The sequence below is a fragment of the Micromonospora sp. NPDC050397 genome (assembly GCF_044901685.1).
Classification (GTDB): domain Bacteria; phylum Actinomycetota; class Actinomycetes; order Mycobacteriales; family Micromonosporaceae; genus Micromonospora_G.
Genome location: NZ_JBJDPS010000016.1, coordinates 44,180 through 60,038 on the forward strand (window position 1 = coordinate 44,180; position 15,859 = coordinate 60,038).

Here is a 15,859-nt window from a genome sequence, read left to right on the forward strand (position 1 = left end):
GGTTGACCCTGTTCGGGCAGAGCGCCGGAAAGGAAGTACGTTCCGTGACCGCGGGAGACCGACCTGCCCCGGCCTTCAGAGCTCTTGCCCGCCCTTTGCCAGGACGTCCCCGGCGGGCCGGGGGCGGCCCAGCGCACCGCGCAACTCCTTGCGCCCCGAGAGGCCGAGCTTGCGGTAGACGGAGGTGAGGTGGACCTCCACCGTACGGCGCGTCACGAAGAGTACTTCCGCGATCTGCAGATTGGTCCGACCGGTCGCCGCAAGCCGTGCCACCTGCCTCTCGCTGCGGGTGAGTTCGCCCGACCTGCGGGCAGCCGAGCGCCGGGGCCGCGCCCCCGCGCTCAGAAGCAGGCCGTGCGCCTCGTCGTGGAGGGCGCGGGCCCCGAGGGTGTGGGACTCCTCCCACGCCAGACGCAGCACCGTCCGTGCCTCGCCGGTGTGCCCGGCCCGCAGCAGCGCACGACCGCGGGCCACGCGCGCCCGCGCCAGCGCCAGGGGGGCGCCTCCGTGCTCCAGCGTGCTCTCGGCGTCCGCGAACAGCTGAAGCCGACCCGGCTCGTCACTCGCAGAGGCCAACAGTTCCAGGGCTGTCCCCAGGGCGACGGGGAGGCCGGAGGCGCGGGCCAGTTCCTCGGCCCGGGTGGCGAGCCGGCCCGCCTCGGCGCGGTCGCCGATCGCCAGGTGGGCGTGTCCGGCCCAGTACCACCAGGGCGAGACGGCCGGGTTCGCCCGTTGCCACAGGTCCTGCCGGCGGCCGCACTCCGTCAAGTCCGCCACGGCGGCCCCGGGGTCCTCCAGGACCAGCCGCAGGCGCCCGCGGGCGCCGAGGAACTCGTTCCACTGCCAGGCGTCGTCGATCACGTCCGGCGGCACCGCGCAGGCCAGGACCTCGGCCGCGTCGACGTCGCCCCTGTCGAGCAGGGCATGCAGGCGTACCGCCACAGCCAGCGCCTGATGATGGGTGAACCGCGGGCCGGGCGTCGAACCCAGGGCCTCGGCCGTGGATCGCAGCGCGTCGTCGAGGCGACCCAGGCGTTGGGCTGCCTCGCCGTCCAGGGCGAGCAGACCGGACCGCAGCCGGTCGGGCACGGTGTCGGTGCCCTCCAGGAGCTGCTGGTAGACGTGTGCGGCGTCTGCCGGTCGGTCCGCGTAGGTCAGTGTGGCCGCCGCTGCGGCCAGTGTGACGGGGGAGTCCGTGATCGGCGTGGCGACGCGCAGCACCCGGTTCACCGCGGCCAGAGCCTGGGAGACGCGCTCCGTCCGGCTCGTCGCGAGGAAGGCGCGGCCCGCGAGGAGGGCCCGCTCCTCCGGGCTCGCACCGGGCAGGTCCAGGCGCAGGGAGACCGTTTCGAGGAGGCTCGAGCAGGCGCCGAGACTGTCCGTCGCGGCCATCAGCATGTCCGCCTCCAGCAGCTGCAGACGTGCCCTTCCGGCGGTCGAACCGTTGTCCTGGGCGGCCAGCAGCGCCGCCGCGTGTCCCGTCCTTCCGGTGCGGGTCAGGGCGCCGACGAGTGCGCTGAGCGCCGGCAGACGCAGGTCGGGATCGGTCAGGCGGTCGAGCACGGACGTCAGGTGCCCGATGCAGGCCTCCGGGTCCACCCGGCTCTCGGCGACGCCCAGTTCCGCCACCAGCGCGGGGTCGCAGGCGTCCTCGTGGCCGGGCGTGACACAGGACCTCAGGAACTCCACGGCGTGTTCGGCGGCCCCGTGGAGCATCGCGGCGCCGGCCGCCTCCCGCAGGACCGTGCGCGCCCACGGCGTACGCGCCACGGCGGGTGCGCCGAGCAGGTGCTCGGCGATGTCGTCGGCCGACGCTCCGCTGTCGTGCAGGAGCCGCGCGGCCCGCCCGTGCAGGTCCGTGAGGGTCCGGGGCGGCGTGCTCCTCAGGACCGCTGCGCGGACGGCGGGGTGTGCGAGGGACCAGGCTTCCGGACCGGAGCCCCGGGCCAGCCCGACCGCCTCCAGACGCCGGAGGGAACGTGCGAACGCGCTTGTCTCCAGCCGGGCAAGACCGGCTCCGGCCGTGGTGAGCGTCCCCTCGCCCAGAACGGCCACCGCCTGTGCGGCGCTTACGGCGGCGGGGGGCTGCCCGTGCAACAGGCGCCTCGCCCGCTCACCGAACACCGGGATGTCGTGCTCGCCCGCCGCCGTCAGCCCGGCGCTGGTCAGGGGCAGGCCCAGCTCGCGCATCCCGGCCACCAGGCCCGTCACCAACGAGGGGATGCCGCTGGTCGCGGACAGGCAGTCCGCCTGGAAGCCCGCGTCCACGGTGCCGTCCGTCAGGCGGCGCACGACCGTGCCGATGCCCGCCCCGGTCAGCGGCCGGGGCCTGACTACCTCTGACATCGAACGGGTCACCCACTCCAAGGGCGCCGCCGACTCCTCGCCGTCGCGCCAGCCCAGGGCCAGCAGGACGGGCCGGTCGTGCCGGGCGCGCAGCATCCGGACGAGCACCCTGACCGACTCCAGGTCGGCGCGGTCGGCGTCGTCGATCGAAAGAAGCGTCGGACGCGTCGCCGTGGCGGAGCCCACCACCTGCCGGTACGTCAGGAGCGGACCGTGCGGCGGCGCGACGACGGCCGGGGAGGCGGGCAGCACACGGACCTGCCCGACCGAGGCCCGTGACCGGCCGACCCGCGCGAGGGCCTGACCGTCGACGCCCGCGGCGTCCGGAGCACCTAGGCGGAGGGTCCGCACACGGGCCCCCGCCGTCTCCACGACGCGCAGGCCGCGGTGTTGCGCCTCGTGGGCGAGGGCGCGCAGAAGCGTCGTCCTGCCGATACCGCCCGGCCCCTTGACGACGACGAGACCGGCCCGCCCCGATGCGGTCCGCCGGACCAGTTCGCGCAGCACCGCCGTCTCGCGCTCGCGTTCGACGAGCGGCGGGTTGCCCCGTCGGGCCGTCGGCTGCTGGTCGTGGGCGCCCGTCGTAGCGATACAGACCGCCTCCCCAGGGCATGCCCCCCGGCCCTGATCGCACCATGATCGAGTGAAATGTCGATGGTAGGAAGCGGAATCCTGTGTGGTCAAGCAAACATCTGCCCGGTGCGAAAACACTGTGGTCCGGGGTTCGGTGTGCCGCTCATTCCGTTCCGATGTTCGGCGGCAGCGCATCACGCCCGCTGATGTCCAGCTTGCGGTATGCGTTGGTCAGGTACCTCTCGATCATCCGCTTCGACACCTGGAGCCGCTGCGCGATGTCAGCGTTGCGCAGACCGTTCGCGGCCAACCGTGCGACCCGAGCCTCGGACGGGGTGAGCTCCGGGGCGGCGGGACTCCGGCCGATCTGTACTCGGATCTGCTGCGTCACCCGGTCCGCACCGCAGACGACGGACAGCGCGCGCGCCCGCCGCAGGGCTTCGCCGGCCCGCCTCCCCTCCACGCCCTCCCTGCTGCCGTAGGCGTACAGTGCCCGGCACAGCTCGTCGAGGTTCGTGGATCCCTCCAGCACGGACACCGCCTCCGCCAGCACCGCCGTGCCGCGTCTGCCGGGCGTGACCCGGCCCAGCGCCACCAGCGCCCGCCCCACGGCGGAGGGGGCGCCCCAGCGGCGGGCCCGCTCCAGCTCGAACTGTCCAGCGGCCAGAGCCTGTTCCTGGTTTCCGAGCCGGTGGTGCAGCAGTGCCGCGCGCGAGGACCAGGGCAGTACGGCCGGATTCGTCCAGCCGATGCGCTCCAGCCGCTCGCCCGCCGTACGGAAGTGGTGGAGGGCGATCGGGTCCCGTCGGCGCCGGGCCGCGAGCAGGCCGCGCGCCATGTGCAGCAGCGCGGCGTGGTACTGGTCCTGGCGCCGCGGCGGATCGCCGGTGAGGAACTCCTCGGCAAGCTCCGGCTCGTCGCCGTGCAGGGTGACGATGGCGAGGATTGCGGAGCAGATGGCCGGCAGGGCGTTGGCCTCAGGGTCCGGCACGGCATCGGGCCGTACGACGGCCCGCCGGGCCTCGGCCGTCCGGCCGTGGGAGAGGGCCACCAACGCGCGCTCCGCCCGCAGCACGGCCGCCTCCGCGCCCGTACCCCGGGGGTCGACGCGCCGTCCCACCGCATCCAGCCAGTGGACCGTCATCTCGGTGTGCTCTGCTGCGGCCAGGGCGTTCACCAGCAACGGCAGGGGAGTGTGGGCGTGCCGCGGGTCGGGCGGTTCCAGGGCCAGCAGGGGACCCCCGAGGTCCGCCACCCGCTCGGCCGACGCGTTGTTGGTGACGAACGCGACGTGGACCAGCGCGGAGAGCAGCTCCCTTTCCCCCTGGGTCCGCACGGGCGGTCGCCGGCCCAGCCCGTCGAGCCTGCGCAGTGCGGCCCGGAGGATCACGGGGTCCTGGTCGCCCAGGGCGTAGTGGCGGGCCTCCAGGCGCAGCGCGAGTTCGGCCGCGGCGCCGTCGCCCGCGTCCGCGCTCCCCAGCTCCGCGGCCAGGTCCCGCGTCAGGACGGCGATGCCTGACTCCGCCGGCTGGTACAGCAGCGGTCCCAACTGGACCGCGATCGCGCCACGGTCGCGGGCGGAGTCGAACAACGGCAGGGCCTCGACCACGTGCCGCAGCGCGGCGACGGTCGCGAACTCCCTTTCCACCGCCACCAGATCGGCCAGCACCCGGGCGCGGAGCAGCCCGGTGCACGAGCCGTCCGACAGGGCCTTGCGCAGATACCGGGCCGCGTCGCGCGGCGCCCCCCGCGCCTGCGCGCTCCCGGCGGCGGCCCGCAGGATCCGTACCGCCTGCGGAGCCCGCAGCGTCTGCACCGCCAGGAGATGCCCGGCCGCGGCCTCCATCGGATGCCCGGCCCGGTGCAGCAGCACCGCCGCGTGGTTGCGCAGCACGGTGAGATCGTCAGCCGGAATGCCGTCCGCCAGCGCGTCCCACACCAGGGTGCCGGACCCGTCGGCCCCCGGCCGGCCCAGCCCCCAGAGGTCCAGTGAGCCGACCGCCTCGGTGTACCCGGGAGTGTCCAGACCCGCCAGCCGCGCCGCGACCCGCTGGTCCGCCTCGAAGCCCAGGACGCACAGCGCGTGCACGACCCGGCGGACCGAGCCGGGCCGGGACCGCAGGAACGCCGACAGGTACTGGCACAGGGGGTCCGAGCGGAGCGTACGCGCGAGCTCCGCGTGCTCGGCCCGCGGTTCCAGGCCGAGGGCGTACGCCTCGTCCAGCAGGGACCGCAGCATCAGCGGACTGCCGGCGGACCGCACCCGCAGGGCCTCCACGAACGCCTCGTCCGCAGGACCGCCCAGGGCCGCCTCCACCAGGTGGCGCACCGACCCGGGACCCAGGGCGCGCAGCCCGATCCTGACGTCCGCCCCGTCCACCAGCCCCCGCAGCACCGAGCCGGGGTCCGGTACGGCGCCGGACGGCAGCGAGAAGGCGAACACGACGCGTCGGCCTCGCCGCTCGGAAACGCTCCTCGAGAGCTCGGCCAGCGACTCCGCGTCGGACCAGTGCAGGTCGTCGACAAGGACCAGCACTCCGTCCTCTCCGGGCAGGCCCTCCAACACGGTCCCCAGCGGCACCCGCTCAGCGGTCGGCCCGCGAGGCGCGTCCTCCCGCGACCGCCGCCCGCTGCCCGCCTCCGCCGTCGCCTCGTCGCAGCCCGCGGACTCCACCAGTTGGTCGACGACCCCACCGGCCAGCCACCGCTCCGAGCGGGACGCCTGAGCCCGGAGCACCCGGAACCGCTCCGCCCGCTGCGCGAGGGCCTCCAGGAACGACGACCTGCCCGCTCCGAGCGGCCCCTCGACCAGGAGCACGGAGCCGTGTCCAGCCGCGGCACCTCGCAGGCGGACAGCGGCCGACGCCAGTTCCGCCTCGCGTTCCAGTAGCACCAGTGTCGTCCTGTTCCCGAGTGGTCCGGCGGCCGTCGCCGCAGGTACTCCTACCCACCCTGGGACCGCCGAGCGACAGGCCCCCGTGCCGCACGTCACCGTGCGGGCCACCGTACGCGCTCCCCGGACAGCCGCGGCGGACCGCTACGGGGACAGCGTGCACCGCGTGAAGATGTCCGTCAGCTCCCGCGCCAGACGGTCCGGATCGGCCACGGCGAACAGCTCGTGATGACGGACGGCGTTGTCGATCGCGCCGTGCACCGCCAGTGCCAGCACCGCCGGGTCGGGGATGCGGAACTCGCCCGCACGGCAGCCCTCTTCGAGCAGTACCACCAGGCCCTCCACCGACAGGGCGCCGCGCGCGACGTCGTCGAGACCGGGCGCCGCCCCTTCCCGGACCAGTTCGGTGATCTCGCTGAGCGCCCGCGCGTGCGCCGGAAAGACGGTCATGAAGTCGAAGTGCGAGGATATGTAGGCGCCCAGCTTCCCGCGATACGTCATCTCCTGTGCGACCCTGTCGGCACGCAGCGTCCCCGACTTCTCCAGGACGGTCCGCGCGACCTCCCGCAGCAGCTGAGGCTTTCCCGCGAAATGGTAGGAGATCAGGCCTGTGCTGCTGAGATTGGCCTGTCTGCAGATCGCTGTGAACGAGGTTCGTGCGTAACCGATCTCGGCCAGCGTTTCGATCGTGGCCTGGACGATCTGTGCTCTGCGTGCGTCCTGGGTGAAGGTGCGGCCGTGCACGGGGTGGGAGGGCGGTTCCCTGTACATCGTGTCCTCACAGTGGTGGTGACGGGCGCTTGGTCTGTACCGGGCGGTGCGGCCCCGCACACCGCCGGGCGATGCGGCGGAGCAGGAGGAAGGCACCCCTCCCGGGTGCCGAACCCCTCTCGGGTGCGGAACAAGGGGTGTCGCGTCGCAGTGCCTCCCCATCCGTGTCCCGGGCGGTTGCCGCTGGTCTGAACTCCCCTGCCAGGGAACCCTGTTCTAGCAGGGAATTCGCGGGTCGGCGTCCCTCTCGCCGCCGTAACGGTGGATCCCACCGAGGACCGGCCCGACGCGTGCCGTGAGGATGACGGCGCTGCGGTGGACCGGCTGCCGCGCGAAGACACGGAAAGGTCGGTGGGACGGATGAACCCGTTCGACGACCCGGACGCCACCTTCCTGGTCCTCGTCAACGAGGAGGGACAGCACTCGCTGTGGCCCGCGTTCGCGGAGGTCCCCGACGGCTGGACCGTCGCCCACGACGAGGACAGCCGTGAGGCGTGCATGGACCACATCGAGGCGAACTGGACCGACCTGCGGCCCAGGAGCCTGATCGAGGCCATGGAAGGCTGACCGCGGCACACCCCGAGGAGCGCGCATGCGACACGACACCCTCGTCGACGCCATCGGAAACACCCCGGCCGTCCGGCTGCGGGTGGACGCCCCCGAGGACGTCGAGGTCTACGCCAAACTCGAACTGCTCAATCCCTACGCCATGAAGGACCGCGTCGCCCGCCGCGTCATCCTCGAGGCCCGCCGCACTGGCGTGCTCCGAGAGGGCGCCCCCATCGTGGAGAGCTCCTCCGGCACCATGGCCCTCGGTGTCGCCCTGGTCGGCACCTATCTCGGGCACCCCGTGCACATCGTCACCGACCCCCGGATCGACCCCGTGACCCTCGCCAAGCTCGAGGCGATGGGCTGCAGCGTGCACGTCGTCGGGGCCATGACGGCCCAGGGCTGGCAGAGCGCCCGCCTCGAACGCCTCGCGGAACTGATGCGCGACCTGCCGGGCGCCTGGTGGCCGCAGCAGTACAGCAATCCGGAGAACCCGGCCGCCTACCGCACCCTCGCCGCCGAACTCCTGGAGGACCTCGGCACCGTCAACGTCCTGGTCGGCTCGGTCGGCAGTGGCGGCTCGCTCTGCGGTACCTCCGCCGCGCTCCTGGAACACCTGCCCGACCTGAAGGTGGTCGGCGTCGACTGCGTCGGGAGCGTGCTGTTCGGCCAGCCCGACGTCGCCACCCGCAGACAGAGCGGCCTCGGAAACAGCCTCTACCCCGACAACATCGACTACCGGCTCTTCGACGAGATCCACTGGCTCTCCGACGACGAGGCCTTCGACGCGACCCGGAGCCTCGCACGGGAACAGAAGATCTTCGCCGGCAACACCTCCGGCTCCGTCTACCGCGTCCTCACCCACCTCGCGTCCCGTGCCGCCCCCGGGACCCGGATCGTCGGCATCATGCCGGACCGAGGCGACCGCTACACCGACACCGTCTACCGGCACCGGCCCGAGGGCCCGATCGCCGCCGTACCCACCGAGGTGCTCTTCGGCACGACCGTTCGCACCTGGTCCTGCGCCGCCATTCCGCGCGGGGACCGCCCGGTCCTGGTCTTCGTCGAGTCCAACACCACCGGCACCGGCATGCTGGCGCTGCGCACCGCGACCCGGCTCGGCCTCGCCCCCGTCCTCCTCACCAAGGACCCCACCCGCTACCCGGAGCTGGAGGGGACCGGCTGCACCGCCGTCCTCTGCGACACCGAGGACGAGGCGGCCGTCCGCGCCGCCGCCGACTCGGCTGCCGCGGGGCGCACCGTCGCCGGAGTCACCACCACGAGCGACTTCTACCTCGCCCACACGGCAGTCCTGGCCAGGTCGCTCGGACGGCCCGGACACGCCTCAGGCACCGCGGGGCTCTGCCGTGACAAGTCACTGGCACGCGCCGCCCTGGGCGCAGCGGGTGTACCGCAGCCCGCCCACGTCGTCGTGGACAGCGCCGACGCGGTCGCGGCGGCCGTCGCCCGGGTCGGCCTGCCCTGCGTGGTCAAACCGGCGGATGGCTCAGGCTCGCAGGACGTGCGCTGGTGCGCCGACGTGGCGAGCGCCCACGCGCAGGCCGCGCAGATCCTCGACGCCACCGAGAACATCAGGGGCCAGGCGCGGCCGGGCAGGGCACTCGTCGAGGAGTTCGTGGACGCTCCCGAGTACAGCGTGGAGATGTTCTGCGCCGACGGCGAGGCCCTGTGCGTCGGGATCACCCGGCGGACCGCCACCGCACTGCCGTACTTCGTCGAGACCGGCCACCTCTTTCCCGCCGCTCTGCCCGGCACGGCGGAGGCCGAACTGACGGAGTGCGCGCGGCAGGCGCTCAAGGCGATCGGCTTCGAACTGGGCCCATCCCACATCGAGATCAGACTCACCCCGCAGGGACCTGTCGTGATCGAGATCAACGGACGCCTGGCCGGCGGCATGATCCCCGAACTGGTTCGCGCCGCGACCGGAATCGACCTGCTGGACCAGCAGCTCCGCGCCGTCACCGGTCGGCCCCTCGCCCTGACCGCGGACCGGAGCCGGTACGCCGGACTGAGGTTCCTGACCGCCACGGGCGCCGGACTCCTGACCGGCATCGGCGGGACGGCAGCCGCCGCCGGCGTCCCCGGCGTCGAAGCCGTCGTGACCACCGCGGTCCCCGGCCGCACGGTCCGCCCGCCCCGGGACGCCTACGACCGGCTCGGTCATGTCATCGCAGTCGGCTCGACACCTCACGAGGTCGAGACCGCCCTGGACGCGGCGATGGCACTGATCAGGGTGGAGACGGCACCAGGGCCCTGAGGACTCAGCTGCGGCGGACCCGGAGCTCCGTCCTCGCCCTGCCCGCCGAGTCAACCCGGCCGCCCGCGTCGCGGGCCCGCCCCGCGGCCCCTACGCGCCCCGCAGTTGTGGCCGGACGTCCCGGCCCCCGACCGGTACACGGGGATCCGGCAGCGGGTGCGGCGCCGGAGTTGCCGAGGGGAGATCGGCCAGCTGCTGCGCCGCCCACGCCGCGATGTGAGCCCGGGACCGCAACCCCAGCGTGGTGCGGATATGGCGAATGTGCGTCTCCACCGTGCGCACCGAAACATGGATACGCGCCGCTATCTGACGGTTAGTCAATCCCTCTACGACCAAGGCGGCCACGTCCTGCTCCCGCCTGCTCAGCGGATGCACGGCCCTCTCGGTCCGGGACTGCGCGGGCTCGTCGCCGAGCGCCAGGCACAGCGCCTGCCGCCAGGGCATCTCACGGCCGGCCTGCAGCCAGGTCTCGGCCCGGCCAACGGGAAGCGCCCGCAGCACCGCGTCGCGCGCCTCCCCGACACGCTGCCGCCACCAGCCGCTCTCCTCGAACCCGCCCCCATCGCCCCGCACTCGCTCCGCCGCGCCGAGCAGCCGTACTCCCCGGTCGTACCGGTAGCCGCGGCTCGCGACCAGCGCCAGCCCCTCCAACGCCCGTGCGGAGTCCGCGTGATGGTACGTACGACAGCGCAACGCCTCCGCGAAGTGCTCCTCCGCCCGTTTCAGGTCGCCCTTCTCCAGAGCGAGCGCGCCGACGGTGGACAGCACGGAGCTCAGCCACTGCGGGGCGACCCGGCCGCGGAGTACGGGCAGTGCTCGGGTGAGCTCACCCTCCGCGCCGGCCGGGTCGCCGTTCTCCAGCAGGTGCCGGGCGAGCGCGCCCCGGCTCAGCGCCACCAGAGTGTCGTTCTGGTACCGCAGCCCGATCTCCAGTGCCTCCTCCAGGTCGTCGACCGATGGCCGGTGCTCGTCCCGCACCTGGCGCAGGATCCCCCGTACCAGCAGCAGCCGCCCCAACAAGGGTGAACGGCCCCGCAGGCGCTCCTCCCGGACCGCCTGGTCCATCCGTCGCACCGCCCCGCCGTGCCCCGCGCCTCGGCCGGTCAGGGCCGCTGCCTCCAGTGCGAGGGCGTGGTGGTCGGAGTGCGGCCCGGTCTGCTCCAGAGCGTGCTCCACGAGCCCGGCCACCTCGGCACTCCGCCCCCGCGCCGCCTCCACCGCGGCCAACGCCGCGACCAAGAGCAACTGGCGTTCGTCGGAGCCCTGTCCCATGCGCCGCACCGCGTGCGCGAGATTGACGCGTTCCTCGGCAAGCCGCTCCAGCGCCGCGACCGGCACCACAGCCTCGCTCCGCAACGGGAGGGACAACGATGTCAGCCAGCCGAACAGGCGCTCGTACACCGCCGTGTCCTCGTCCTCGGCGAGGAGCTGCTCCTGTCCGAAGCACTGCGTGGACTCCAGCAGCCGGAACCGGGCGGCGCCGCCGTCCGCACCGCTGGGGGGAGCGATGACGGACTTCGACTCCAGAGCGACCAGCAGCTCAGGCAGCGCGGCCGTCGCCGCCGGGACGTCCGCCGTGACCGCAGTGGCCGCGTCCGGACCGAATCCGCCCGGCAGGACCGACAGCCGGCGCAGCAGGGCCTGCTCCACCGGGCTGAGCAGCGCGTACCCCCACTCCAGCGAGGCGCGCAGGCTCTGGTGGCGGTCGTCGGCGAGCCGCCAGCCGTTCGTCAGCAGCGCCAGCCGGTCGTGCAGCCGGGAGCGGATCTCCGCGGGCGGAAAGACGCGTACCAGCCGGGCGGCCATCTCTATCGGCAGCGGAAGTCCGTCCAGGCGTGCGCAGATCTCCGCCACGTCAGCGGCGTTTCCCCGGGTGAGCCGGAAATCCGGCGCGACCGCGCGCGACCGGTCCATGAAGAGTGTGACCGCGTCGGAACGCAGCCCGTCGGCAAGCGAGTTGACGGACTCGGGATCGCTGAGCGCGAGACCGGTCACGGAGAACACCGACTCGCCGGGCAGACAGAGTGGCTCCCTGCTGGTGGCCAGCACGCTCAGGCGTGGCCGTCCGGGGAGCAGTTCGGTCAGCAGCGTGCCACAGGTGTACAGCACATGGTCGCAGTCGTCGAGGACGAGCAGCTGGTCCCGGGCCGAGGCCCCCGCCGCGCTCTGGTCGGACTCGTCGCCGAGCGCGTCGAGGATCCGTCGGCGCACCGCGTCGGCGTCGGTGACCGCACCGAGCCGGACGACCGAGACGTCGCTGCGGCGGCCGCGCGCCTCCTGACCCGCTATTTCCAGGGCCAGCCGCGACTTGCCCGCGCCGGCCGGCCCGGTCAGCGTCAGCAGCCGCACCTCGTGCAGCAGGCGGGTCAGCTCGACCAGCTCGTCGGTGCGTCCGACGAAGCTGCTCAGCTGTGTCAGTAGTTCGCTGCTCAGCCCGGCCTCCACGCCGCCCGACTTCTGCCGCAGCCGGTACGAGCGCTGGCGGCAGGCGTTGGAACAGTGGCGGGCTCGGGGCTGCGAGGTGCGGGACTGCTTGGTCCGGGGCAGTGAGGTGCCGCAGGTGTCGCACGTGACAGTCGTGGGGGTGGACATGGCACACACCTTTCGTGGTGTCGGCGGGTGCAGTGACGTGCTGGTGGATTCGGAAGGCGAAGCCGTTTCGTGGAAAGCGGGAAATCGGGCGTGGGTACCCGAAGGGAAACGCGCTTGATGGGGGACGTGGGGAAGTCGCGGCAGATGCCGAGAACGGAAAAGTGGATGTCCTTTGGGATCGGAGCGCAGTCCGGGCTGAATTCAGAGGAAGTTCGGTTGCGTTCTGGGGGCAGCCCGGTCGGTCGGGAAGGTGAGGAAGGGACGCTTGGGGGAGTGCCTGCCGTCAGTCGCCGCGCTCGGCCCGGGGCAGCCGCTGGTGAACCCGCCGAAGCGTCTCGCCGCCCGTTCTCCGACGCCCAGGGTGTCTGCAATGCGGGTGACCACGGCTCGATACCGTCTTTCTGCGCTCAGATGTGGGGGGAGGGGGGGGCGTCGCGAGGGCGAATGCTGTTCACGCGAGGTGTCCCATTCGTTCCGCGTGATTGCCTCAGAGCCTAGGAATGGCCGCCTCCGCGGGTCAAGTAATTCCTTACGGGCAACAAAAGACTGTGGTCCGGGGTTCGGTGGCGTTGCGCGCCCGTTTATTCGTTTTGGCGAGCCCGTTTCACGCCTGTTTCGGAAAGTGTGTCCGCGCCGACTGCCGAGGATTTCCGTGCGAACGCGGACCGGAACACCCGTTCCGCCGGAAGCGTGCGCCGGATCCGCTCCGTTTCAGGCCATGGCTCGTGAGCGAGAGGCGTCGGGAACTCTCCCGAGAAGTGCGGAACTCGAGCCCGGCAGGGACGGACGCCGCGCGCACCGGACACCGAGTGGCAGCTCTGCGGGGGCGATCCCGGTGCATCGCCCCCGCTCGGACGGGACCCGCATCTCGGCGGCGAGCCGAACCCAACTCCCGGCCCCGGGTGCGGCTAGGGCATCTGCTCGGCCGCTGTGACGGAGAGCTCGGAGGGCTCTGCCAGGGCCGTGCGGCAGTCCATCTGAAGACACGGCACACCGAGCGCGATCCAGGCCCGGATGTCGCGTTCGAGTGCTTGGACGGAACGGTGGGCGCCACGCTTGAGCTTCTTCTGAGTGAGCTCGGCAGACATAAAGCAGGGGCCAAGAGGAAATGCCCGTGCCTTCCACAGGCTGAGCAGAGCGTTCGACCGTTCGCGGACCGGGATCTGACAATCGAAGACCTGGCCTTCCACCAGCCGCACGTGCCGGGTGAGCCTCTTCACCGTCCGCTCCGCGGCCGTGACGCGGTCATCGAGCTCGTCGAGGCGGCCGTCGGCTTCCTCGGTCGTGGTCTTCAGACCGGAGATGTCGTCGCGGATGGAACGCAGCTCGTGGTCCAGGTCCTGGGTGTGGCCGAACCGGGACTTCAACCGCTCGTGCTCGCCCTCCAGAACGTCCAGCCGGCTGTCGAGACCGCTCACCTGCAGGTCGATGTTGCGGACCCGCCGGCCGGTGTCCCGGAACTGGGAGTCCGGAGCGTCGCCCACTTCCCCGCCTCCTGTCCGTCCGCGACCGCTGTGCCCACGACGGCCCAGCCGATCAGCGAGGCGGCGATGAACCAGGGCGACAGGACGATCGGGTCTTGACCCCGGATGTTGGACACACGAGACACTGGATCCTGAAGATCTGCGAACGGACATCTCGTGGTCACGAAGAATTACCCGCCGGAGTTCAAGGTGGACGCGGTCTCCTGTGCCCAGGGCGTTGTATCCGCTCAGCCAGACTTCGGAGTCGGGGTGCAGGATGCGGATGCGCAGGAACATGGCGACGTCTCCGGGGTGATGGGGGAGGGAGAACCGCAGCAACGGGACGGGCTGCTGCCCGCGTGCTCGTCCCGCTCGCCGCCGTCCGCGCCGTCTGCGGAACCGAGTTCTGGTGTCTCCTCGTCCGTGTCCGGGGTGGTGTGCGCGGTGTCGGCCGGCGCTTTGCTGTCGGCCGCCGCGTCCGCCTCCTGGCCGTCGCCGTGGTCGGTGCGCGCGCGGCCAGGCCAGAGGTCGGCGATCCGGCGCATCGCGAGGCCGGCAGGTAGGCGACCTTGCAGCCTGCGTCCGGGGCGACGGCCAGGGGCAGGGCGCCGATGGAAGCGGGCTGGTCCACGATCACCAGGGCGGTGCCGAACTTCGCGGCCAGCTTCTCGAACACGGCCCGCAGTTTCGGCTCGCTGTCGGGCAGCTGCTTGTCGAAGACCTTCTCCCGGCCGGGGTCAGCCCGTGCCCGTGATGGGCACTCTTGCCGACGTCCAGGCCCAGGAAGACGTCCACCTCAGTGGTGTCGAACATCCGCTACTCCCTCTCCCTGAAGGGTGTTCACGGTGCCGGCCTGGGCGTTGGTGTCGTGCTCGCGCATCCACGTCGTGCAGACCTGCCGCCCGCGAACTGTCCGGCATTGCGCCGGGCCGGACCTCTCATCAGCGTCTGTGACGACACCTCCAGACCCGGTGACACCACCCCCCCAGGTCATGCCTGCGACAGGGGGAAACGGCCATGCCGGGCCCAGAGGCCAGCGGCCCCGTTGCAGGACCGCGAACGAGATGACCGGGGCACGTCGGCGGCGAAGCCGGTTGGGGAGGAGCACGGTGACGACGATGCCTGCGAGGCTTGGCCAGCCGCCGATGAGTGCGAACAGCGCTTCGGCGATGAATGCGCCGAGCATGAGGGCGGCGAATCCTCAGCCTGGGAGTCCGCGGTTGTCGTTGTCCTGCGCTTGAGGCTTGGTCGCGGTGATCACGCTACCGAGTAGGGGCGGCAGTCCTTGCTCTGGGGTGCCGCCCCTACTCGGAGGCACGCCGCCGTCCCGGCTGGCTTGAGCGGCGGGCTGATCCCGGTCGGCCGTCCGAGGGGGCCGACGGGGGTGGTGTTCAGGCGAGGGCGAGGAAGAGTTTTTCGAGTTCCTCTTCCGTCATGGGGGCCTGGTTCTCGTCGGCTTCGTTCATGCACTGGCGCATGCCGCTGGCGACGATCTTGAAGCCTGCCCGGTCGAGGGCTTTGGAGACGGCGGCGAGTTGGGTGACGACGTCCTTGCAGTCGCGTCCGGCTTCGATCATGGCGATGACGCCGGACAGCTGCCCTTGGGCGCGGCGCAGGCGGTTGAGGACTGCGTTGACTGCGTCGTCGTCGACCTTCACGGGTGCCTCCCGGCCTTGTGTGCTCTCGCCTCATGGTACCCCAGGGGGTATCTAGGTTGCGGGGGTCAGTGGTCGCGCAGGGCGGCGAGGGTGACCTCGAGGTCACCCTGGTGGGTGCGGTTGTGGGGGAGTTTGGCCAGGAGGGCGGCCATGCCGCAGGTGTTGGTGAGGGCGGAGAAGACCAGTCCGCCCGCGACACCGGCGGAGGCGAGGCGGAAGGCGTGGCGCAGGCGGCCGAGGGCGAGGCCGGTGAGGACTATTGCGCCGGCGGTGAGGTGGACCTGTCGTTCCATGCTCCAGGTGGTGTTTCGGTTGGTGTCGGGGTGGTGGAGGGGGTGGCCGGCGGCGGCCCATGCTCCGGTGCCGCCGGTGAGGGTGGCAGTCGTGATGCCTTGGGCGGACAGGGTGTTGCAGGCGCTCTCGGAGCGGGCGCCGGAGGCGCAGACAACGAGGATGTTGCCGCGCTCGGCCGCGTGGCGGATGTCGGGCAGGGCCTGCTTCAGGTGGTCGAGGGGGATGTTGAGGGACCCGGGGAGGTGGCCTGTGGCGTATTCGCCCGGGGTGCGGACGTCCAGGACGATCAGTTCGTGGAGACGGGTGCGGGCCTGGTCTGTGTCGAGGGTGTGGGGGCTGGTCATGATGCGGTGCTCCGTAGGTGTCGATGGGCTATTGGGCTGTGTCCGGCCAGTTCCGTCTAACGCGAGGGGCACCGGTGAGTACCGGCGAGACATGGCCG

Annotated in this window: 9 protein-coding genes and 1 pseudogene; 2 read left to right on the forward strand and 8 right to left on the reverse strand. The window is 72.2% G+C overall.

Translation table 11 applies throughout. From position 1 onward, the window contains the following. Positions 1-75: 75 nt before the first annotated feature. The 3 genes from ACI2K4_RS31005 to ACI2K4_RS31015 form a co-directional block, all read right to left on the reverse strand. Positions 76-3,114 (reverse strand): AAA family ATPase, encoded by a 3,039-nt coding sequence (locus ACI2K4_RS31005; RefSeq protein ID WP_404516454.1) that lies wholly within the window; start codon positions 3,112-3,114, stop codon positions 76-78. Continuing rightward, positions 3,083-5,812 carry a LuxR C-terminal-related transcriptional regulator gene (locus tag ACI2K4_RS31010; RefSeq protein ID WP_404516456.1) on the reverse strand — a complete coding sequence of 910 codons (2,730 nt, stop codon included), beginning with the start codon at positions 5,810-5,812 and terminating at the stop codon, positions 3,083-3,085. The genes ACI2K4_RS31005 and ACI2K4_RS31010 overlap by 32 nt, the downstream gene beginning before the upstream one ends. A gap of 144 nt (positions 5,813-5,956) precedes the next feature. After that, positions 5,957-6,556: a TetR/AcrR family transcriptional regulator gene (locus tag ACI2K4_RS31015; RefSeq protein WP_404516457.1), complete on the reverse strand. Its 600-nt coding sequence runs from the start codon at positions 6,554-6,556 to the stop codon at positions 5,957-5,959. Between the two features lie 387 nt (positions 6,557-6,943). Between ACI2K4_RS31015 and ACI2K4_RS31020 the strand changes: the two genes are divergently transcribed. Beyond that, a complete protein-coding gene (locus ACI2K4_RS31020; protein ID WP_356536418.1) occupies positions 6,944-7,150 on the forward strand; it encodes an MbtH family protein in 207 nt (68 codons plus the stop codon). A gap of 25 nt (positions 7,151-7,175) precedes the next feature. Continuing rightward, positions 7,176-9,410 (forward strand): pyridoxal-phosphate dependent enzyme, encoded by a 2,235-nt coding sequence (locus ACI2K4_RS31025; RefSeq protein WP_404516458.1) that lies wholly within the window; start codon positions 7,176-7,178, stop codon positions 9,408-9,410. A 90-nt stretch (positions 9,411-9,500) separates the two neighbouring features. Here the strand turns inward: ACI2K4_RS31025 and ACI2K4_RS31030 are convergent, their stop codons facing one another. The 5 genes and pseudogenes from ACI2K4_RS31030 to ACI2K4_RS31050 all read right to left on the reverse strand — a co-directional run bounded on the left by ACI2K4_RS31030 (position 9,501) and on the right by ACI2K4_RS31050 (position 15,761). After that, entirely contained in the window at positions 9,501-12,002 is a 2,502-nt protein-coding gene (locus ACI2K4_RS31030) for an ATP-binding protein (RefSeq protein WP_404516459.1), read from the reverse strand. 908 nt (positions 12,003-12,910) lie between these two features. Next, positions 12,911-13,486: a hypothetical protein gene (locus ACI2K4_RS31035; RefSeq protein WP_404516460.1), complete on the reverse strand. Its 576-nt coding sequence runs from the start codon at positions 13,484-13,486 to the stop codon at positions 12,911-12,913. A 359-nt stretch (positions 13,487-13,845) separates the two neighbouring features. Next, positions 13,846-14,278, reverse strand: a pseudogene (locus ACI2K4_RS31040) (transposase); the annotation flags it as partial. A gap of 578 nt (positions 14,279-14,856) precedes the next feature. After that, on the reverse strand, positions 14,857-15,123 hold the full coding sequence (locus ACI2K4_RS31045) for a metal-sensitive transcriptional regulator (RefSeq protein ID WP_363306451.1): 267 nt from the start codon (positions 15,121-15,123) through the stop codon (positions 14,857-14,859). Between the two features lie 65 nt (positions 15,124-15,188). Continuing rightward, entirely contained in the window at positions 15,189-15,761 is a 573-nt protein-coding gene (locus tag ACI2K4_RS31050; protein WP_404516461.1) for a rhodanese-like domain-containing protein, read from the reverse strand. Positions 15,762-15,859: the final 98 nt, after the last annotated feature.

Excerpts from the sequence above, each read along its gene's own strand:
- ACI2K4_RS31005 (WP_404516454.1), bottom strand. The coding sequence starts at position 3,114 with ATGCGCTGCCGCCGAACATCGGAACGGAATGAGCGGCACACCGAACCC.
- ACI2K4_RS31020 (WP_356536418.1), top strand. The coding sequence starts at position 6,944 with ATGAACCCGTTCGACGACCCGGACGCCACCTTCCTGGTCCTCGTCAAC.
- ACI2K4_RS31025 (WP_404516458.1), top strand. The coding sequence starts at position 7,176 with ATGCGACACGACACCCTCGTCGACGCCATCGGAAACACCCCGGCCGTC.
- ACI2K4_RS31030 (WP_404516459.1), bottom strand. The coding sequence starts at position 12,002 with ATGTCCACCCCCACGACTGTCACGTGCGACACCTGCGGCACCTCACTG.
- ACI2K4_RS31050 (WP_404516461.1), bottom strand. The coding sequence starts at position 15,761 with ATGACCAGCCCCCACACCCTCGACACAGACCAGGCCCGCACCCGTCTC.